Genomic DNA, 19471 nt, shown 5'->3' with positions numbered 1-19471 from the left:
CGCGACGGCTTCGCCTGGTAACCCCGCGAATTCATCTGAACCGGCGTCACCTCCGCGGCCCGCACCGACGGCGGCCCCGGGGGCGCCCCGGCTCAGGAGAACTCCGCCTTGCCCGGGCCGTTCTCGATGAAGCTGCGCATGCCGATCTCCCGGTCCTCGGTCGCGAACAGCCCGGCGAACAGGTTGCGTTCGAGGGTGAGGCCGCTGGTCAGGTCGGTGTCGAGGCCGCCGTCCACGGCCTCCTTCGCGGCCCGCAGCGCGTACGCCGGGCCGCGGGCCAGCCGCCGCGCCCACTGGAGCGCCTGCGCGTGGACCTCGTCGGCCGGCACCACCCGGTCGACCAGGCCGATGGCCAGCGCGTCCGCCGCCTCGACCATCCGGCCGGTGAAGATCAGGTCCTTGGCGCGGGACGGGCCGACCAGCCGGGCCAGCCGCTGGGTGCCGCCGGCACCGGGGATCAGGCCGAGCAGGATCTCCGGCTGGCCCAGCCGGGCGTCCTCCGCGGCGATCCGGATGTCCGCGCACAGCGCCAGCTCGCAGCCGCCGCCCAGCGCGTAGCCGTTGACGGCCGCGACCACCGGCTTCGGGATGCGGGCCACCGCGGTGAAGGCGTCCTGCAACCCGCGCGAGCGGTCCACCATGTCCTGGTAGGCCATCGCCCGCATCTCCTTGATGTCCGCACCCGCCGCGAACACCTCGGGGCCGCCCCACACCACCACGGCCCGCACGTCCGCCCGCGCGGCCGCCTGCTCGGCCAGCTCCTTGAGCAGGTCCTGCATCGCCGCGTCCAGCGCGTTCATCGGAGGCCGGTCCAGCCGGATGGTGCCGACGCCGTCTTCGACCTCAAGGGTCACCGGGGTATCAGTCATGACCGGAGCGTACGACGGCGGCCCGCCCCGACGAAGGGGCGGGCCGCCGTCGGTGGGCGGACCAAAGCGCGCGCCTTCCGGGTCACCGCACCCGGAGGCAAGCGAACAGGGTCAGGCCGTCCACTCGCTCCAGGGCAGGTTCCAGCCGTTGAGGCCGTTGTACCACTGGACCGTCTTGTCCTTGGAGTTGATCACCTGGACCACGTCCCCGATGATCGAGTTGTTGTAGAACCATGCGGCCGGCGTGTCCGGGTCGCCCGCGCCGCGCACGTCGTGCAGGCCCACGCAGCCGTGGCTGGTGTTGCTGTGGCCGAAGACGGAGGTCGCGGCCCAGTAGTTGCCGTGGATGAAGGTGCCGGAGTTGGTCAGCCGCATCGCGTGCGGCACGTCCGGGATGTCGTACTCCCCGCCGAAGCCGACCGTGTCGCCGTTCATCCGGGTCTTGATGTACTTCTCCGAGATCACCATCTTGCCGTTGTAGGTGGTGTGGTCCGGAGCGCCGGAGGAGATCGGAATGGTCTTGAGCACCTTGTTGTCGCGGTAGACGGTCATCGTGTGCTTGGCCGCGTCCACCACGCTGACCTGGCGGCGGGCCACCGTGAAGTGCACCGACTTGTTCTGCTTGCCGTACACCCCCGGCGCGCCCTCGACCCCGTCGAGGTCCAGCTTGAGGGTGACCTTGGTGCCGGCCGCCCAGTAGTCCTGCGGGCGGAAGAAGAGCTGGGTGTTGCCGTTCCAGTGGCCGGCGATCGGCACGGACGGCGACGCGGTGACGCTCAGCCCGGCCTCGACGGCCTTCTTGTCGGTGATCGGCCGGTTGAAGTTGAGGTAGACCTCCATGCCGACGCCCACCGTGGAGTTGTCCTCGGGGGTGAAGAAGCCGATGAAGGTGTCCTTGGGCACGACCGTGGTGAAGGTCGCGTGCTTGTCGGACTCGCGGCCCGCGGAGTCCTTCGCGGAGGCGTCCACCGTGTACTCGGTGGAGGTGTTCAGATGGCCGCTCGGCGCCCAGGACAGCCCGTCGGCGGCGATGCTGCCGTCCACCGGGTTGCCCTTGTCGTCCTTCACGGTCACCGAGGACAGCTTGCCGTCCGACGCCGACACCTTGAGCGCGCCGGTGGTCGCGACGTCGCTCGCCCCGTCCTTGGGCGCGATGTCCACGACCGCCTTCGAGACGGTCGTGTCGGGTGCGCTGGTCGAGGCGCCCCCGCTCTTGCCGTCGTCGCTGCCGGAACTCGCCTTGCTGCCGCCGCCGTCCGGACCGCACGCGGTCACGACGAGCATCAGCGCACCGAGCACCAGAGCCGTAGCCGCGTGCCGTCTCGCACTGCGGGCCCCACGTATCGGCTTCACCGTTCCTGTTCCCCTATTCCCCATACCGCGCGACACACCCGAAGTCCCCCTGCCAGCGCAAGAAAACCATATGAACCGCGTGCCCGTGCCACGGGAATGTCACCGTTCCGTCCCAACTGTCATCCGGGTGTCTACCCGAGGACACGGGGGCTCAACGCACGGTTCACCGGGGGGAACAGGAGTGCGCGGACGTGCGGACGCCCCCGGCGGCGACCGCGCGCGCCGGGGTCGGGAGCGGACCGGGAACCGGGAGCGGGCCGGGGCCGGGCGGCGCGAGCCGGGGTCGGGCGCCGGGGGCCGGGGTCGGGCGGGGCGGGAGGCAGGCGCACGCCGGTCCGTGCCCGCCGCGGGGACTCAGAGCGCGGAGCCGGCCGCCCACTGCGGCCAGCTCAGGTTCCAGCCGCTCATCCCGTTGTCCGGGGCGACCGTGCGGTCCGCGGAGTTCACCACCTCCACGGTGTCACCGACGACGGACTGCCCGTAGAACCACCCGGCGGGCGTGTCCGCGCCACCGCCCCTGACGTCGCGCAGGCCCACGCAGCCGTGGCTGACGTCCCGCACGCCGAAGACGGACGGGGGCGACCAGTAGTTGCCGTGCACGAACGTGCCGGAGGCGGTCAGCCGCATCGCGTGCGGCACGTCCGGGATGTCGTACTCCCCGCCGAAGCCGACGGTGCTGCTGTTCATCCGGGTCACCCGGTACTTCTCGGAGATCATCATGATCCCGTTGTACGTGGTGTGCGCGGCGCTGCCCGCGGAGATCGGCAGGACCCGCAGCAGGCGGCCGTCGCGGACCACGGTCATGGTGTGGGTGCGCACGTCCACGGTGCTGTGCTGGTCGCGGCCGACCGAGAAGGCGACGTCCTTGGACTGGACGCCCCGCACCCCGGGGGCTCCCTGGACGCCGCGCAGCCGCAGGTGCAGGGTGACGCGGGTGCCCGGCCGCCAGAACCGCGCCGGGCGCAGGTCCAGCCGCCGGTCGCCGAACCAGTGGCCGGTCACCTCGACCGGCGGCACGCTGGTGACGCTGACGCCGCGCTCGACGGCCGCGCGGTCGGTGACGGGCCGGGTGAAGTCCAGGGAGACGATCATCCCGGTGCCGACGGTGGTCCCGGCCTCCGGGCTGTAGACGCCGAGGAACGTCGGCGGCTGCGTGGTCGGGCGGGAGCTCGCCGACCGGTACGGCTTGTCGTCCGAGTCGCCGCCCGAGCCGCATCCGGCGGCCAGCACGGCCAGAGCCGCGACCGCCGCGGCCATCACCGCGAGCGGACCCTTCGTTGCACGCCGTGCGCGCGTCACCTCACCTGTCACACAAGGTCAACGACGTGGTGCCGGGTTGGTGACTGCGCGGCGGCGTCGGGGTGACGGCCCGGCCGCGCGGGAACAATGCCTGCGGGAAGACACGGTCGGCCGCCGGGCACGGGACGCCCCGCGGCGCCGGGAGCCGCTGGAGGGCAGACACGTGTCCGAGACGCGCGAGTTCGGCGCCGCCGACCGGGCGGGGGCCCTCCCCCGGCCGGCTCAGGGCCCCCGTGAAGCGCCGCGCCCGGCGGGCATATCCGGGGCCCCGGCGGAGGCGCCGGGGCCCCGTACGGACGCGGCGGACCCCGCCGGCACGGAGGGCGGCAGCGAGGAGCGCGCGCGACCGCTCCCCCTGGGCGGCGCGCCGGGGACCGTCACCGTCTGGCCCGGCTCGCCGCAGCCCCTCGGCGCCCGCTTCCACACCGGTCCGGACGGCACGCCCGGCACCAACTTCGCGCTGTGGGCGGGCGGCGCGGAGTCCGTCGAGGTGTGCCTGTTCGCCGACGACGGCACCGAGACCCGCGCCCCGCTGACCGAGCTGACCCACGAGGTGTGGCACGGCTTCGTGCCCGGGGTGCGCCCGGGCCAGCGCTACGGCCTGCGGGTCGGCGGCCGCTGGGACCCGTGGACCGGCGCCCGCTGGAACCCGGCGAAACTGCTGCTGGACCCGTACGCACGGGCGGTGGACGGCGCGTTCACCATGGTCCCGGAGGTGTACGGCCACGCGCGCGACTGGCCCGAGCAGGACGTCGCCGACACCGTCCGCGACAACCGCGACTCCGCGCCGTACGTCCCCAAGGGCGTGGTGGTCGAGGACGACGACGACTGGCGGGACGACCGCCGCCCCAAGACGCCCTGGTCGGACACGGTCATCTACGAGCTGCACGTCCGCGGGTTCACCCGGCGGCACCCCGGTGTCCCGCCGGAACTGCGCGGCACCTACGCGGGACTGGCCCACCCCGCCGCGATCGCGCATCTGACCCGGCTGGGCGTCACCGCGGTGGAACTGCTGCCGGTGCACCAGTTCGCCGACGAGGAACACCTGCTGCGCCGGGGCCTGACCAACTACTGGGGCTACAACTCGATCGGCTACTTCGCGCCGCACGCCGGCTACAGCGCCAGCGGCAGCCGGGGCGGCCAGGTCGGGGAGTTCAAGCGGATGGTGCGCGCGCTGCACGCGGCGGGCATCGAGGTGATCCTCGACGTGGTCTACAACCACACCGCGGAGGGCGGCCAGGGCGGCCCGACCCTGTCGCTGCGCGGCATCGACAACCGCGGCTACTACCGGCTCGGCCCCGACCCGCGCGGCTACACCGACTACACCGGCTGCGGCAACACCCTCGACGTGGTGCGCCCGCACGTGCTGCGGCTGATCACCGACAGCCTGCGCTACTGGGTCACCGAGATGGGCGTGGACGGCTTCCGCTTCGACCTCGCCGCCGCGCTGGCCCGCTCGCTGCACGACGTGGACATGCTCTCGCCGTTCCTCGCGGTGATCGCCCAGGACCCGGTGCTGCGCCGGGTGAAGCTGATCGCCGAGCCGTGGGACGTCGGGGCCGGCGGCTACCAGGTGGGCGCCTTCCCGCCGCTGTGGACGGAGTGGAACGACCGCTTCCGCGACACCGTACGGGACTTCTGGCGCGGCGCGACCACCGACGTGCGCGACCTCGGCTACCGCCTGTCCGGGTCGAGCGACCTGTACGACTGGGGCGGCCGGCGGCCGTACGCGTCGGTCAACTACGTGACCGCGCACGACGGTTTCACCCTGCGCGACCTGGTCAGCTACGACGGCAAGCACAACGCGGCCAACGGCGAGGACGGCCGGGACGGCACCGACGACAACCGTTCCTGGAACTGCGGCGCCGAGGGCGACACCGACGACCCGGACGTCCTCGCGCTGCGCCACCGCCAGGTGCGCAACCTGCTGGCCACGCTGCTGCTGTCCACCGGGGTGCCGATGCTGGTGGCCGGCGACGAGATGGGCCGCACCCAGCAGGGCAACAACAACGCCTACTGCCAGGACAACGGGACCGGCTGGGTGGACTGGTCGCTGCGCGACGACCCGTCCTGGGCGGCGCTGCTCGACCTGACCGCGCGGCTGGTCGCGCTGCGCCGCTCGCACCCGGTGCTGCGCCGCGGCGGCTTCTTCTCCGGCCTGTCGCTGGCTCCGGAAGGGCTGCCGGACGTGACGTGGTTCGGGCCGGACGGGCGGGAGATGGGCGAGCGTGACTGGTTCACGCCGTCCGCGACGCTGGGGATGCTGCTGTCCGGACAGGACATCGCGCAGCGGGACGCGCGCGGCGAGCCGGTGGTGGACGACAGCTTCCTGCTGGTCGTGCACGCCGGCCACCTTCCGGTGGAGTTCACGCTGCCGGGGCCGCCCTGGGCGTCGGGGTACGAGGCGGTGCTCGACACGGCGGTGGACGGGGCCGCACCGGACGGCGGACCGGATTCCGGACCGGATTCCGGGGCGGACGGCTGGGCGGGGCCCGGCGCGGACGGCGGGCCCGGACAACCGCTGCCGCAGGGGCGGCCGGTGACGGTCGCGGCGCGCTCGGTGCGGCTGCTGCGGGTACGGCCGGCGGTCGACTGAGCGGGGCGCCGCCGGCGGACGGGCGGGAGCCGGGAGGGCAGGGGCCGGGAGGGCAGGAGGCGACCGGGGGCGGGCCTGGGGCCCGACGCCCTCGGCGGTCCGGCCATCTCGCAGGTCAGAACCCTGTGGAAGTTTCCCTGTGGTCCAGTCCATATTGGCCGGGTGAGCTCTCCGCATTCCGGCCCCGAAACCGCCGCCGCCGTTTCGGGGCTCCCGGCGCGCCCGCCGGCCGGCGCGCTGTGGTCCGCGAACTTCCGGTTCTTCTTCACCGCCCGCACCGTGGCGATGCTCGGCGACACCATGCTGCCGGTCGCGCTGTCGGCGGGCCTGCTGGGGTACGGGTACTCGGCCGGCGACATCGGCCTGGTGATGGCCGCGTCCACGGCCTGCTTCGCCGGGTTCGTGGTCTTCGGCGGGGTGTTGGCCGACCGGTTCGACGCCCGCGCGATGATGATCGGCGCGGACCTGGTGCGGGTCTGCTCGCAGTCCACCGCGGCCGTGCTGTTCGCCACCCACCAGGTGCGGCTGTGGGAGATGGCCGTGATCGCGGTGGTCAACGGCACCTGTGCGGCGATGTTCCAGCCCGGCGTCGCCAGCACGATCGTGCGGGTCGCGTCCGACGTCCAGGGCGCCAACGGGGCCACCCGCACCGCCGAGTCGGTCGCCGCGCTGGTCGGACCGGCGCTCGCCGGCGTGCTCGTCGGCTTCACCTCCACCGGCGTGGTCTTCGCCGCCCACGCCTCCACCTACCTCGCCAGCGCGCTGTGCCTGCTCTCGCTGCGGCTGCCGCCGCTGCCACCGCGGACGGCCGCGGCCGTCTCGACGTTCCGCGCCGATCTCGTCGAGGGCTGGCGGGAGTTCCGCTCGCGCACCTGGATGTGGTCGGTGATCCTCGTGTGGATGCTCTACATGGTGTGCACCACCGGCCCGTACACGCCGCTGGCCGCCGCCCAGATCATCCCGGCCCACGGCGCCGGCGCGTACGGCCTGGTCAACTCCGCGCTCGGTGGCGGCACCGCGCTCGGCGCGCTGTGCGCGATGCGGCTGCGGGCCGCCCGGCCGCTGCGGGCCGGTTCGCTGGCCCTCTTCGGCACCATGCTGATGCCGACGTCCGTCGGGCTGGGCCTGCCGGTCTGGGCGATCGCCTGCTGCGTGCTGGCGGCGGGCGCCTGTTCGGCGTACTGGGGCGTCAACTGGGCGACGAGCGTGCAGACGCAGGTGCCCGGGGACGTCCTCAACCGCATCCACGCCTACGAGGTGGCCGGATCCATCGCGATGGTCCCGGTCGGCCAGGCGCTGGCGGGGCCGGCGTCGACGGCGTTCGGCGCCCGCCACGTCCTGCTGGTCGGCGGCGCCGTCCCGCTCCTGGTCGCCGCGACCCTCCTCGCGATCCCCTCCGTCCGCACCCTCCGCCGCAGGTGACCCCGGTCCGGGGCCCGTCCCCGGAGCGGGGGGTGCCCCGCGCCAGGGGTGGGGGCGGCGTTCGGCTCAGAGCGTCCGCGTCATGAACACGCTGTGCGGATCGGGCCGGTAGTCCCCGAAGGGCTCGCAGGAGTCGAAGCCGAACTTCCGGTAGAGCATCCTGGCCGGCCGGAAGAACTCGGCGGAGCCGGTCTCCAGGCTGATCCGCGCGACACCCGCGCGCCCGGCCTCGGTGAGGATGTGCTCCAGCAGGCGTGACGCGATCCCGCTGCGCTGGCGCGCCGAGGAGGTGCGCATCGACTTCAGTTCCGCGTGCCCCGCGTCCAGTTCCCTGAGCGCACCGCACCCCACCACCGCGTCGCCGTCCAGCACCGACCAGAAGGTGACCTCGGGGACGCGGAGCCCGTCGAGGTCGAGGGCGTGCTTGCTCTCCGGCGGCGTGAGGGAGCGCATCTCCCGGACATGTTCCTCCAGGAACGCGGCGATCCGCCGACCGGAGAGGTCGTCCACCACGATCTCCATCCCACCCACTCCTTCGTCGCCCATAGCTACGGAGGCGTCGTACACCGAGCCGGCAGACACGTCCGTGGTTCGTCGGTCAGGCACCAGGACTTCCGCATGGGTCGCACCCCGACGAGGGCGCTTCGGCGGCCCGCGGCTATGCCTCCGGACAGGGAACTTCCAGGTTCTCGGCCTCGGCTGCTTCCGGTTCCTGCCAGCCGATCGGGGCGAGGCTTTCCGTGGCGTGGTGGAAGGCGGCGTAGAGAGCAAGCGCGGACTTTTGCGCGTCATCCATGGCCGATCCGAAGTCCTCGACCAGGGCACCGGAATCGAGCGCCGACGCGGTGCGAAGGCGACCCTCGTCCTGCCACTCACCGACCAGCCGTCCCATCTGGTCTGCTGCGAGGGTGAGCCGCTGGGCCAGCACCTTCAAGCTGGCGGCGATCTCGTAGACGTCCTTGATCCGGGCAAGGTCGGCACCTTCGCTGCGTGCGAGGTTCGCGAGCACGCGGAGGTTGAGACCGTTGACGGACTCAGCGGCGATGGACGCGTGTTGGGTGGCAGTGCGATTCATGGGCACTCCGATACCAGGTCAGGAAACCTTCAGATCCACGGGGTGGCCGGGTGCGTAGACGGTCTCGCCGACACCGATCACCCGGTCGCCTGTGACGTAGACACTCCGCATGATCATGACTGCGTACGTGTCGGGGGCGAGCCCGAGTGCTTCGCAGTCCTCAGCGCTTGCAAGGCGGGCGTCCACGACCTTGGAAGCAGCCTGCACCGGGTTCCCGGAACGCTCGGTGTAGACGGCCTGCCATGTGGGATCGCAGGGCCGTGGCTCGTCCAACTCCGGGACGTCGGTGGTCACGTCGAGGTGGACCCAGGAACGGGACGCCTGAAGGACGAGATCACCTCGCCGTACGGTCCGGGCCCGCTCGACGCACTCGCCCACACCCAGATGCTCGGCGACCCACGACGGCGCATCAGTGCGGATGCTGTGGCGCCACTCGATGTGCTCACCGGCCTGCGTGATGCCCTGAATCCTGCGGGCACCCGCGATCAGGGCGCGACGATCGCGCACGAACACGCCCTTCCCCTGTCTGCTGTAGACGTAGCTCTCAGCTTTGAGCAGGGCTATGCCGCGGTACACGGCGTTGTCGGAGAGCGCGTAGGTCTCCATCAGGACCCGTGTGGACGGAATTCTCTCGTCGGCGCCCAAATCGCCGGCGTCGATCTGCCGGCGCAGGTCATCGACCATGTTGGCCACGCTTCCGGTGCTCATGTCGCCTCCCTTCTCCCTGGCTTCCTATCGGATGCGGTTGACGTTACACGATCCACCTCCTAGCTTCCTACAGGAAGAACTTCCTGTAGGAAGTATCCAGCCTCTGCATGTCGTGTCTCGGGCATCGCCATGCCGAAAACGGCCCGGGGCTGCACCCAGGGCCGCAGAGAGTGGGAAGGAAGGGGTCTTCATGCCTCACACCGCTGACGCCCGGAGCAGACGTCCGGCGCGCTCGGTCGAACAGCACGACGACCGGCCGACGACTGTGAACACCGGTGCGCATCCCCGAGGACACCCCGGGTACTCCGAAACTCTTCCGTGCACCGCCGCGAGCGCGGAGGTCGCCCGCCGGCTCGTACGCACCGCCGTATGTGCCTGGGGGATGGATTCCCTCGCGGACGACGGTGCCTTGGTGGTCACCGAGTTGGTGGCGAACGCCGCCCAGCACACCGAGGGGCGCCCGATCCGTGTCATGGTCACGTGTCCGGCACCCGGCACCGTACGGATCAGCGTGGTGGACCGGTCGCAGGTGCGGCCCCGGCCTCGCAGGCCCGGCCTCGACGACGAGCGCGGACGCGGACTGGCCCTCGTCAGCAGCCTGACCGACTGCTGGGGCATCGACCGCATGTCCTCAGGCAAACGCGTATGGGGCGAGCTCACATGCGAGGCGCCGCGGTGATCAGGGAGAAGTTCTGGGCCCGTCGGCGAACACCGCCCAGGCGTCCCCCGGCGCCACCGGCGACTTCGGTCCAGGTCCGGCAAGGGGACCTGTGCGTGATCGGTACTTGATGACAGCCCGCTCCGCGGAATCACGCGAGTACGGGACCGAACAAACCCACCGCCCTCACGAAAAGCGCACGTGGAAAGGATGTCCGGATGGCAGCCAGCGGCAACGGAACTGACGGAGAAGGCACGAGGAGGAAACCCGCGGACCTGACCTGCCTGTCGGCTCGGGAGTGGTATGCGAGCGAACTGGCCTACCGACGGCAGCAGTCCGGGTTGAGCCTGGTGCAACTCGCGGAGTTGTGCCTCTACGAGCAGTCCTACCTGCACCGCTTGGAGCGCGGCCAGCGCCTCGGCACCGTAGAGGCCGCCAGCGCGCTGGACAAGGTGTACGGCACCGGGGACCTGCTCGTACGCCTGTGGCACCTGGCCAAACGGGAGACGAAGGAACGCCCTTTCCTCGGACTCGCACCGCTGGAGGCTGTCGCTGCCGGCATCCAGGAATACGCGCCCGGTGCCGTCCCGGAACTGCTCCAGACCCGCGCCTACGCCGAGGAACAGGTGCGCGCCGCACGTGGCGGAACCGCCGAGCAGGTCGACGCACGGGTCGACGCACGGCTCGCCCGACAGGAACGGCTCACCGACCCCGACCCCGTCCACTACCGCGCCCTCATCGACGAGGCTGTCCTCAGGCGCAAGGCACGCGATCCGCAGACGTGGACCGGGCAACTGGAGCATCTGATCGAGGTCGCACAGTGGCCGGACGTGTCCCTGCACGTCGTGCCGTTCACCGCCGGACCGCACCACCTCCCCGGCTCCCTGGAACTGATCTACTTCTCCCACGGCCGCACCGTCGCCTACTCACAGAGCAGTTGGAGCGGCCACTACGTCGAGGAACCGGAGGAAGTCGAACCCCTGCGGCTGGCGTACGACATGCTGCGCGACACCGCGTTGGCGTCCGCGCAGTCGCTGACCTTCCTGCGCACCCTGCTCGACGAACACGCCACGGCCGAACCGTCGGACGGCATCACGTCATGAGCACGGGTGCACGGCCCGGCGGGCTTCGGCAAACACGGCGACGACCGAAGCGACTCAACCAGGAACCCGAAGCCGTCACCTGGGCGCGGGAGAAGGTGGGGCTGACGAAGCGGGAACTGGCCGCCGACGTAGGGATATCCGAACAGTTAATGGGCGAGATCGAGTCCGGCTGGCGCAGTGCCACTCCCAGCAACCTGGCCAAGATCGCTGGAGCCCTCAACTGTCCGCTCGTCGCGTTGGAAAGGAAGCGCTGGAACGCGGTAGCGCACGGTTGAGTGTCGATCGCCCCGTCCGGCAGCTTCCGGCGGGGCGCATCCGCGTTCGGTGGGCGTCTCGCCCGCGCCGGACGGCCGCCGGGAGACCGCGCGGGCAACCCCTCGCCGACCGGTGGTCCCGGAGCGAGCAGCACCCATCGGCCCAAAGGGTCAGGGCGCGCCTGCTCCGGCCCCGGCCCCGTGGCGGGGTCCCGCCATCGCCTTCAGCTCTCCCATCGCCTCGGCCAGGAACGCTCCCAGCGCGGGTTCACCGCGCTCCGCCGCACCACTGTCCACCGCACCACTGTCCACCGCACCGGCCTCCCCCGCGCCGTCTTCCCCGGCGCCGGCCTCAGGGTCCTCCGCCACCCACCGCTCGAACCCCACCTTGAACACCGCCATCCCCGCCTCCGCGGCGAGGCTCGCCTCCGGCTCCTCCACCCCGCGCCGCCGGAGCTCCCCCGCCAGCCGCCCCGATATCACCGCCAGCTTGATCAGCTCCCGCTCCCGCAGCTCCGCGTTCGCCACGATGACCGCCTGCCGCCGCCGCGCGAACTCCCGCCGCCCGGCGAACGCCTCCTCCGCCACCGCCGCGAGCGTCGCCTCCACCGCGTCGATCGGCGCGGCCGACTCGGGCACGGCGGCGAGCGTGTCCACGAAGAGCGCTTCGAGCGCCGCCGCCCCCGCGAACAGCACCTCCCGCTTGTCGGCGTAGTGCCGGAAGAAGGTGCGCTCGGTCAGCCCCGCGCGGCCGGCGATCTGCGCAGCGGTGGTCTGCTCGAACCCGCGCTCCCGGAAGAGCTCCATCGCGGCCCGTTCGAGCCGCTCCCGCGCGTTCGGCTCCCATCTCCCCATGCCCCGATCCTACGCGACAGCAGTCACTGACATCAGGTGCTACGGTTGATAACAGTAACTGACATCAACGCGGTCACCCGGCCCGCCCGACCCCCCGGGCCCGTCCGGCGCGCCCGCCTACCAGGAGGTCTCCCTCATGCGCGTGTTCATCACCGGCGCTTCCGGCTGGATCGGCTCGGCCGTCGTCCCGGAGCTCCTCGGTGCCGGCCACCAGGTCATCGGGCTGGCCCGTTCCGACGCCTCGGCCGAGGCCCTCACCCAAGCCGGCGCGGAGGTGCGCCGCGGCACGCTCGACGACCTCGACACGCTGCGCGCCGCGGCTGCCGAGTCCGACGGCGTGATCCACCTGGCGTTCAAGCACGACATCGCCTTCAGCGGCGGCTTCGAGGCCGCCGCCGACGCCGACCGCCTCGCCATCGACACCTTCGGCGACGCGCTCGCCGGCACGGACAAGCCGCTGGTCATCGCCGCCGGCGTGCTCGGGCTGACCCCCGGCCGGGTGCTGACCGAGGAGGACGGCCGCACCGCGGGCCCGGCCGACGGCCACCCGACCGGCCCGGCGAAGCGGATGGACAACGCCCTCGCCACCCTCGCCCTCGCCGACCGCGGGGTCCGCTCCTCCGTCGTCCGCCTCTGCCCGACCGTGCACGGCGACGGCGACCAGGGCTTCGTGCCGATGATCATCGCCACCGCTCGCGACAAGGGCGTCGCCGGCTACGTCGGCGACGGCGCCAACCGCTGGCCGGCCGTGCACCGCTCCGACGCCGCGACCCTCTTCCGGCTGGCGCTGGAGGACGCCCCCGCCGGTTCGGTGCTGCACGCGGTGGCGGACGAGGGCGTGCCGATCCGCGACGTCGCCGAGGTGATCGGGCGCCACCTCGACCTGCCCGTGGCCTCGGTCACGGCCGAGGACGCGCCCGCCCACTTCACCTGGATGGCCGGCTTCATCGGCCTGGACAGCCCCGCGTCCAGCACCCGCACCCGCGAACTGCTGGGCTGGCAGCCGACCGGCCCCGGCCTGCTCGAGGACCTCGACAAGGGCCACTACTTCACCGGTCCGACCGCCTGACCCGTCCGGACGCGGCCCGGACGCGGTCCGGACCCGTATCCGACCGCCTGACGCGGTCCCGGGTGGGCCGTTCCGGACGGCCTTCCCCGGGCCCGGGGGCCGGGTCACACCAGACTGTCCTCCCACGCCTGGTGGAGTCCGGCGAAGTGGCCGTCGCCGGCGATGAGTTCGGCCGGGGCGCCGTCCTCGACGACCCGGCCGGCCCGCATCACCAGCACCCGGTCGGCGATCTCCACGGTGGACAGGCGGTGCGCGATGATCACCGCGGTACGGCCCCGCAGCACCGTGTCCATCGCGTGCTGCACCGCCTGCTCGCCGGGCACGTCGAGCGACGAGGTCGCCTCGTCCAGGATGAGGACCGCCGGGTCGGCGAGCAGCGCCCGGGCGAAGGCGACGAGTTGGCGCTGCCCGGCGGAGATGCGGCCGCCGCGCTTGCGGACGTCCGTGTCGTACCCGTCGGGCAGGGCCGCGATGAAGTCGTGCGCGCCGATCGCCTTCGCCGCGGCCTCGACCTCCGCGCGGGTGGCGTCCGGCCGCCCGATGGTGATGTTCTCCGCCACGGTGCCGGAGAAGAGGAACGCCTCCTGGGTGACCATGATGACGCCGCGGTGCAGGTCCTCCCGGCCGAGGTCGCTCAGGGGGATGCCGTCGAGCAGCACCCGGCCGTCGGTCGGGTCGTAGAAGCGGGCCAGCAGCTTGGCGAGCGTGGACTTGCCGGCGCCGGTCGCGCCGACCACGGCCACGGTCTGCCCGGCGGGGATGCGCAGGTCGAAGGCGGGCAGCACCTCGCCGCCGGTGCGGTAGGCGAACCGCACGCCGTCGAAGACGACCTCCCGGCCGGGCAGCGCGCCCTCGCCGCGGGCCGGCAGCGGCACCGGGCGCTCCGGCTCGGGCACCGTCGGCGCCTGGGCGAGCAGCCCGGCGATCTTCTCCAGCGAGGCGGCCGCGGACTGGTAGGAGTTGAGGAACATCCCGAGCCGGTCGATCGGGTCGTACAGCCGCCGCAGGTAGAGCACGAACGCGGCGAGCACACCCAGGGCCATGCCGCCGCCGGCCACCCGGTAGGCGCCCCACAGCACGATCCCGGCGATCGTGATGTTGGCGACCAGCCGGGACCAGACGACGTACCGGGCCATCTCCAGGATCGCGTCGCCGTTGGCCTGGTAGTGCCGCGCGTTCAGCTCGGCGAACGCCTCGTCGTTGGGCCGCTCCCGGCGGAACGCCTTGACCGGGCGGATGCCGTTCATCGTCTCGGTGAACTTCACGATGACCGCGGCGATCGCGGTGGACCGCCGCCGGTACGCCTCCACGGCGCGCGCCTGGTAGCTGCGGATGGCCACGTACAGCGGGACGTACGACACCAGGGTCAGCAGGCCGAGCTTCCAGTCCAGGACGAGCAGCAGCGCGGTGATGTAGACCGCGGAGAGCACCACCTCGATCAGCTCGTCGAGGCCGTCGTTGAGCAGTTCGCGGATCGACTCGACGTCGGAGGTGGCGCGGGCGATCAGCCGCCCCGAGGTGTAGCGCTCGTGGAAGTCGAGGCTGAGGGTCTGGGCGTGCCGGAAGATCCGGCCGCGCAGGTCGACCAGGACGTCCTGGCTGACCCGGGCGGCGACCCTGATGAACACCCGTTGCAGCATGCCGGCCAGCACACCGCAGCCGATGTAGCCGCAGGCGACCGCGACCAGCGCGCCGTGCCGGCCGTCGCGGATCGCGGGGATGGCGTGGTCGATGGCGTAGGCGACCAGCAGCGGTCCGACCTGGACGGCGGCCTGCTGGACCAGCAGGTAGACCGCCGCGGCCCAGACCCGGCGGGAGTGCGGGCGCAGCAGGGAACGCAGCAGTTGGAGCTGGGCGTTGCGGGGCGCGGGCAGGACGTCCCGGTCGAACGGGTCGGTGCCGCCGCCGCTGCCTCGGGCGGGGTCGGCTCCTTCCGCGGGGACGCCGGCGGGCGCGGAGACGGTGCCGGTCCCGGTGCCCGTCGGGGCGGCCGGCGGGCCGTCGGCGCCGCGCGTGCCCTGCGGGCCGGGGGCGTCGGGCGTGGACCCGGTCGTCGTGGTGGCCGAGGAGGTCATCGGGCGTCGCTCCCTTCGAGCGCGGCGAGTCCGTCGTGCTGCTGCGCCGCACCGCCGTCCGGCACGGCGCCGGCCGGGGGCGCGTCGTCCCGTTCCGGTACGGCGCCGGTTTCCGTGGCCGTCTCGGGCCCCGGTGCCGGCCCCCCTTCCGACGCGGCCCCGTCCTCCGGCGCGGAGCCGGACCCGGGGACCCGGTCGGGTTCGGGGATGCGGTCGGGCTCGGGGGCGGAGCCGTGTTCGGGGACGGCGCCGGGCTCGGCGGCGGATCGGGCCCCGGCTGCCGTCTCCGGGGCGGCGCCCGACATCAGGTAGCGGTACTCGGCGCTGTCGCGCAGCAGTTCCGCGTGGGTGCCGACCGCCGCGATCCGGCCGTCGGCGAGCAGCGCCACCCGGTCGGCGAGCATCACCGTCGAGGGCCGGTGCGCGACGACCAGGGCGGTGGTCTCCCGCAGCACGTCGCGCAGCGCGGCCTCGACCAGCGCCTCGGTGTGCACGTCGAGGGCCGACAGCGGGTCGTCCAGCACGAGGAACTGCGGGCGGCCGACCACCGCCCGCGCCAGCGCGAGCCGTTGCCGCTGTCCGCCGGACAGGCTCAGCCCCTGCTCGCCGACCTGGGTGTCCAGGCCCTGCGGCAGGGCGTCGACGAAGTCGCACTGCGCGACGTCCAGCGCGCGCCGCACCTCCGGTTCGCCGGCGCCGTCGGGTCCCGCGCCCATCGCCACGTTCTCCCGGACGGTGGCGGAGAAGAGCGTCGGCTCCTCGAAGGCGACGGCGACGAGTTCGCGCAGCCGGCCGGCGGACAGTCCCGCGGTGTCGACGCCGTCCAGGGTGATCCGGCCGGCCGTGGCGCGGTGCAGGCGGGGCAGCAGCGTGGTGAGGGTGGTCTTGCCGCAGCCGGTGGCGCCGACCAGGGCCATGGTCTCCCCGGGGCGGATGTGCAGGTCGATCCCGCGCAGCAGTTCGGGGGTGTCCGGCGGCGCGTCGGGATAGCGGAACCGGACGCCTTCGAGCCGGATGCCGTCGGCCCGCGCGTCCGCGCCGGTGCCGGTGGCGTCGGCGACCGGCGGGGTGTCGCGGACCTCGAAGTAGCGGTCGGCGGCGGTGGCGGACTCGTTGCTCATCGCGAGCAGGAAGCCGATCGACTCGACCGGCCAGCGCAGCGTGAGCGCGGTGGACAGGAACGCCACGAGGGTGCCGGCCGACAGCCGGTCGTCGGCGACCCGCAGCGATCCGACCACGAGGGCGGCGCCGAGGGCGATCTCCGGGAGCGTCATGATGACCGCCCAGATGTCGGAGAGCAGCCGCGCCTTGGCGAGCTCGGTGTCCCACAGCTCGCGGGTCTGCCGGCGGAAGGCGGCGGCCTGGCTGCGGTGCCGGCCGAACGCCTTGATGATGCGGATGCCGAGCACCGACTCCTCGACCAGCGTGGCGAGGTCACCCGCCTGGTCCTGGGCACGGCGCGCCGCGAGCGCGTAGTGGGTCTCGAAGTAGGAACACAGGATCATCAGCGGTACGGCCGGCGCGAGCAGCAGCAGGCCCAGCAGCCACGACTGGCCGAAGAGGATCGCGAACCCGATGAGGACGGTGGCCCCGTTGACGACCAGGAACACCAGCGGGAAGGCCAGGAACATCCGCAGGATCTGCAGGTCCATGGTGGCCCGGGACAGCAGTTGGCCCGAGGCCCACCGGTCGTGGAAATCCACGGGCAGGCGCTGCAAGTGCTCGTAGAGGTCCTTGCGCATGGCCGCCTCGACCCCGGCGAGCGGGCGGGCCACCAGCCACCGCCGGACGCCGAACAGCCCCGCCTCCAGCAGCCCGAGCAGCAGGACGGCGCCGCCGCCGAGCCACACGCCGCCCGGATCGCGGTCCTGGACGGGGCCGTCGACCATCCACTTGAGCACCAGCGGGATGAACAGCGCCATGCAGGACGCCACCACCGCCACGACCGCCGACAGCGCCAGTCTCACCCGCACCGGTCTGACGTACGGCCACAGGCGGACCAGGGAGCGGACGGTGGATCGGTGGCGGTTTTCCGGCGCGGCCGTATCGCTGGTGGGAGAGGTCACTTGTCGACACTAGGCCCACCGTGTGACAGCCCTCATCCGGTTTTCGCGCCGCGGCCCCGTCCGCCCCCGGTCCGGTCGATCGTCCGACCGGGCGCCGAGTGGTCACCCGTCTGCCCGGTATGCGGACCCAACGGCCCGGCGAACGAACGACTTTCGGCCAAGTCATCCCCATGGCAATGACATGACCAAGTAAAGAATGTCACCCTGTGGCGCGTTCCACAGAAAAACCACAGCAGCCTCACAGCATGATCCATGCCACACGGTCCTCTTCTCCACCCCCACCATCCGGCGGCCCGCCCTCCCCTGCCGCCCGGACTGTCCCGGCCGCCATCCCGCGGCCGACGCAGAAGGAGTGACGAGTGCGACACACCCTCCGTACGTCCAGCCCGTCGGGCGCCCCACGCCCGTCCCACCCGGCGCGCACCGCGGCCGGCGCCCTGCTCGCCGGCGCCGCGATGCTCGCGGTGGCCCTGCCCGGGAACGCCGCGGCGGCGGCCGCCCCCGACCCGGCCGCCACGGGCAGCCACGCGCAGCCGCAGGCGGGCGCCCTGCCCGCGGCCCTGTCGCCCGCCGAGCGCGGCTCCCTGCTCACCTCGGCCCAGAACGCGAGCACCGCCACCGCCCAGTCCCTGCACCTGGGCGTGAAGGAGCGCCTGCTCGTCCGCGACGTCGTCAAGGACGCGAACGGCGGCCTCCACACCCGCTACGAGCGCACCTACGACGGCCTGCCGGTGCTCGGCGGCGACCTCGTGGTGGCGCAGGACGCCTCCGGCCGCACCACCGGCGTCGACCGGGCCACCGACGCGACGATCAGCGTGCCCACCGAGACGGCCGCCCGCAGCGCCGCCTCCGCCCGGTCCACCGCGCTGGGCGCGGCGAGGGCCGCGGGCGCGGTCTCCCCCACCGCGACGGCCTCGCCCCGCAAGGTGGTGTGGGCGGCCGGCGGCACCCCGGTGCTCGCCTGGGAGTCGGTGGTCGGCGGCCTCCAGGACGACGGCACCCCGAACGAGCTGCACGTGGTCACCGACGCCACCACCGGCGCGAAGATCTACCAGTACCAGGCGATCGAGAACAGCGTCGGCAACAGCGAGTACAGCGGGCAGGTGAGCATCACCACCACCAAGTCCGGCTCGACCTACCAGCTGACCGACGCGAGCCGCGGCGGCCACAGCACGTACAACCTCAACCACTCCACCTCCGGCAAGGGCACCCTCTACACGGACACCGACGACGTGTGGGGCGACGGCAAGGCCACCACCGCGCAGACCGCGGGCGTGGACGCGGCGTACGGCGCCCAGGAGACCTGGGACTTCTACCGGAACACCTTCGGCCGCAACGGCATCGCCGACGACGGCCGCGCGGCGTACTCCACCACCCACTACGGCAACAACTACGTCAACGCCTTCTGGTCGGACTCCTGCTTCTGCATGACCTACGGCGACGGCGCGAGCAACGCGCACCCGCTGACCGCGCTCGACGTGGCCGGCCACGAGATGAGCCACGGCGTGACCGCGGCCACCGCCGGCCTGAACTACTCCGGCGAGTCCGGCGGCCTCAACGAGGCGACCTCCGACATCTTCGGCACCGGCGTGGAGTTCTACGCCGGCAACACCGCCGACCCGGGCGACTACCTCATCGGCGAGAAGATCAACATCAACGGGAACGGCACGCCGCTGCGCTACATGGACAAGCCCAGCAAGGACGGCGCCTCGAAGGACTACTGGTCCTCCAGCCTGGGCGGCCTGGACGTGCACTACTCCTCCGGCCCGGCCAACCACCTGTTCTACCTGCTCTCCGAGGGCAGCGGGGCCAAGGTGGTGAACGGGGTGTCCTACAACAGCCCGACCTACGACGGCGCCTCGGTGCCGGGCATCGGCCGGGACAACGCGCTCAAGCTCTGGTACACGTCGCTGACCGAGCACTTCACCTCGACCACGAACTACGCCAGGGCCCGCACCCAGTCCCTCCAGGCCGCGGCCGACCTGTGGGGCCAGGGCAGCGCCACGTACAACGCGGTGGCCGACACCTGGGCGGCGATCGGCGTCGGCAGCCGGGTGGACTGATCGGCG

The 19471-nt window shown here is 72.6% G+C and carries 14 protein-coding genes and 2 pseudogenes; 7 read left to right on the top strand and 9 right to left on the bottom strand.

Features of this window, described 5'->3' with window-relative positions:
• Nucleotides 1-92: 92 nt before the first annotated feature.
• From RVR_RS25915 to RVR_RS25905, 3 genes and pseudogenes are all read right to left on the bottom strand, one after another.
• On the bottom strand, nucleotides 93-869 hold the full coding sequence (locus tag RVR_RS25915) for an enoyl-CoA hydratase/isomerase family protein (RefSeq protein WP_202236322.1): 777 nt from the start codon (nucleotides 867-869) through the stop codon (nucleotides 93-95).
• Nucleotides 870-980: 111 nt separating this feature from the next.
• A complete protein-coding gene (locus RVR_RS25910; RefSeq protein ID WP_237404961.1) occupies nucleotides 981-2153 on the bottom strand; it encodes a L,D-transpeptidase in 1173 nt (390 codons plus the stop codon).
• Nucleotides 2154-2576: 423 nt separating this feature from the next.
• A pseudogene (locus RVR_RS25905) lies at nucleotides 2577-3416 on the bottom strand (L,D-transpeptidase); the annotation flags it as partial.
• 361 nt (nucleotides 3417-3777) lie between these two features.
• Between RVR_RS25905 and glgX the strand changes: the two are divergent.
• Together glgX and RVR_RS25895 are read left to right on the top strand one after the other, a co-directional pair.
• Entirely contained in the window at nucleotides 3778-6117 is a 2340-nt protein-coding gene (gene glgX, locus RVR_RS25900; protein WP_202239162.1) for a glycogen debranching protein GlgX, read from the top strand.
• Between the two features lie 162 nt (nucleotides 6118-6279).
• Nucleotides 6280-7539: an MFS transporter gene (locus tag RVR_RS25895; RefSeq protein WP_430393177.1), complete on the top strand. Its 1260-nt coding sequence runs from the start codon at nucleotides 6280-6282 to the stop codon at nucleotides 7537-7539.
• A 66-nt stretch (nucleotides 7540-7605) separates the two neighbouring features.
• Here the strand turns inward: RVR_RS25895 and RVR_RS25890 are convergent, their stop codons facing one another.
• From RVR_RS25890 to RVR_RS25880, 3 genes are all read right to left on the bottom strand, one after another.
• On the bottom strand, nucleotides 7606-8061 hold the full coding sequence (locus RVR_RS25890; RefSeq protein ID WP_202239150.1) for a GNAT family N-acetyltransferase: 456 nt from the start codon (nucleotides 8059-8061) through the stop codon (nucleotides 7606-7608).
• 136 nt (nucleotides 8062-8197) lie between these two features.
• The gene (locus RVR_RS25885; protein ID WP_202236319.1) at nucleotides 8198-8614 is read right to left on the bottom strand and encodes a hypothetical protein; all 417 of its coding nucleotides are present in this window, start codon (nucleotides 8612-8614) and stop codon (nucleotides 8198-8200) included.
• Nucleotides 8615-8632: 18 nt separating this feature from the next.
• Complete coding sequence (locus RVR_RS25880) at nucleotides 8633-9322, bottom strand: GntR family transcriptional regulator (RefSeq protein ID WP_202236318.1); 690 nt, start codon at nucleotides 9320-9322, stop codon at nucleotides 8633-8635.
• Between RVR_RS25880 and RVR_RS38945 the strand changes: the two genes are divergently transcribed.
• The 3 genes from RVR_RS38945 (at nucleotide 9297) to RVR_RS25865 (ending at nucleotide 11358) form a co-directional block, all read left to right on the top strand.
• Nucleotides 9297-10001 (top strand): ATP-binding protein, encoded by a 705-nt coding sequence (locus RVR_RS38945; protein ID WP_346731476.1) that lies wholly within the window; start codon nucleotides 9297-9299, stop codon nucleotides 9999-10001. The genes RVR_RS25880 and RVR_RS38945 overlap by 26 nt on opposite strands.
• A gap of 197 nt (nucleotides 10002-10198) precedes the next feature.
• Nucleotides 10199-11083 carry a helix-turn-helix domain-containing protein gene (locus RVR_RS25870; RefSeq protein WP_202236316.1) on the top strand — a complete coding sequence of 295 codons (885 nt, stop codon included), beginning with the start codon at nucleotides 10199-10201 and terminating at the stop codon, nucleotides 11081-11083.
• Entirely contained in the window at nucleotides 11080-11358 is a 279-nt protein-coding gene (locus RVR_RS25865; protein ID WP_202236315.1) for a helix-turn-helix domain-containing protein, read from the top strand. Before RVR_RS25870 ends, RVR_RS25865 begins: the two co-directional genes overlap by 4 nt.
• 150 nt (nucleotides 11359-11508) lie before the next feature.
• Here the strand turns inward: RVR_RS25865 and RVR_RS25860 are convergent, their stop codons facing one another.
• Entirely contained in the window at nucleotides 11509-12192 is a 684-nt protein-coding gene (locus tag RVR_RS25860; protein WP_202236314.1) for a TetR family transcriptional regulator, read from the bottom strand.
• A gap of 136 nt (nucleotides 12193-12328) precedes the next feature.
• Between RVR_RS25860 and RVR_RS25855 the strand changes: the two genes are divergently transcribed.
• Nucleotides 12329-13261 (top strand): SDR family oxidoreductase, encoded by a 933-nt coding sequence (locus tag RVR_RS25855; RefSeq protein ID WP_202236313.1) that lies wholly within the window; start codon nucleotides 12329-12331, stop codon nucleotides 13259-13261.
• 104 nt (nucleotides 13262-13365) lie between these two features.
• On the opposite strand, the gene RVR_RS25850 is transcribed toward RVR_RS25855, so the two are convergent.
• Complete coding sequence (locus RVR_RS25850; protein WP_202236312.1) at nucleotides 13366-15336, bottom strand: ABC transporter ATP-binding protein; 1971 nt, start codon at nucleotides 15334-15336, stop codon at nucleotides 13366-13368.
• Nucleotides 15333-17402 carry an ABC transporter transmembrane domain-containing protein gene (locus RVR_RS25845; protein ID WP_272933110.1) on the bottom strand — a complete coding sequence of 690 codons (2070 nt, stop codon included), beginning with the start codon at nucleotides 17400-17402 and terminating at the stop codon, nucleotides 15333-15335. The genes RVR_RS25850 and RVR_RS25845 overlap by 4 nt, the downstream gene beginning before the upstream one ends.
• A 455-nt stretch (nucleotides 17403-17857) precedes the next feature.
• Between RVR_RS25845 and RVR_RS25840 the strand changes: the two are divergent.
• Nucleotides 17858-19456: pseudogene (locus RVR_RS25840) on the top strand (M4 family metallopeptidase); the annotation flags it as partial.
• Between the last annotated feature and the right edge of the window lie 15 nt (nucleotides 19457-19471).

Source organism: Streptomyces sp. SN-593, assembly GCF_016756395.1.
Classification (GTDB): domain Bacteria; phylum Actinomycetota; class Actinomycetes; order Streptomycetales; family Streptomycetaceae; genus Actinacidiphila; species Actinacidiphila reveromycinica.
This window is presented reverse-complemented; position numbering and strand designations above follow the sequence as displayed.

Bases quoted from the DNA above. Each gene is read 5' to 3' on its own strand.
- RVR_RS25915 (WP_202236322.1), bottom strand. From the start codon at position 869: ATGACTGATACCCCGGTGACCCTTGAGGTCGAAGACGGCGTCGGCACC.
- RVR_RS25910 (WP_237404961.1), bottom strand. From the start codon at position 2,153: ATGCTCGTCGTGACCGCGTGCGGTCCGGACGGCGGCGGCAGCAAGGCG.
- RVR_RS25890 (WP_202239150.1), bottom strand. From the start codon at position 8,061: ATGGAGATCGTGGTGGACGACCTCTCCGGTCGGCGGATCGCCGCGTTC.
- RVR_RS25885 (WP_202236319.1), bottom strand. From the start codon at position 8,614: ATGAATCGCACTGCCACCCAACACGCGTCCATCGCCGCTGAGTCCGTC.
- RVR_RS38945 (WP_346731476.1), top strand. From the start codon at position 9,297: ATGTTGGCCACGCTTCCGGTGCTCATGTCGCCTCCCTTCTCCCTGGCT.
- RVR_RS25880 (WP_202236318.1), bottom strand. From the start codon at position 9,322: ATGAGCACCGGAAGCGTGGCCAACATGGTCGATGACCTGCGCCGGCAG.
- RVR_RS25870 (WP_202236316.1), top strand. From the start codon at position 10,199: ATGGCAGCCAGCGGCAACGGAACTGACGGAGAAGGCACGAGGAGGAAA.
- RVR_RS25865 (WP_202236315.1), top strand. From the start codon at position 11,080: ATGAGCACGGGTGCACGGCCCGGCGGGCTTCGGCAAACACGGCGACGA.
- RVR_RS25860 (WP_202236314.1), bottom strand. From the start codon at position 12,192: ATGGGGAGATGGGAGCCGAACGCGCGGGAGCGGCTCGAACGGGCCGCG.
- RVR_RS25855 (WP_202236313.1), top strand. From the start codon at position 12,329: ATGCGCGTGTTCATCACCGGCGCTTCCGGCTGGATCGGCTCGGCCGTC.
- RVR_RS25850 (WP_202236312.1), bottom strand. From the start codon at position 15,336: ATGACCTCCTCGGCCACCACGACGACCGGGTCCACGCCCGACGCCCCC.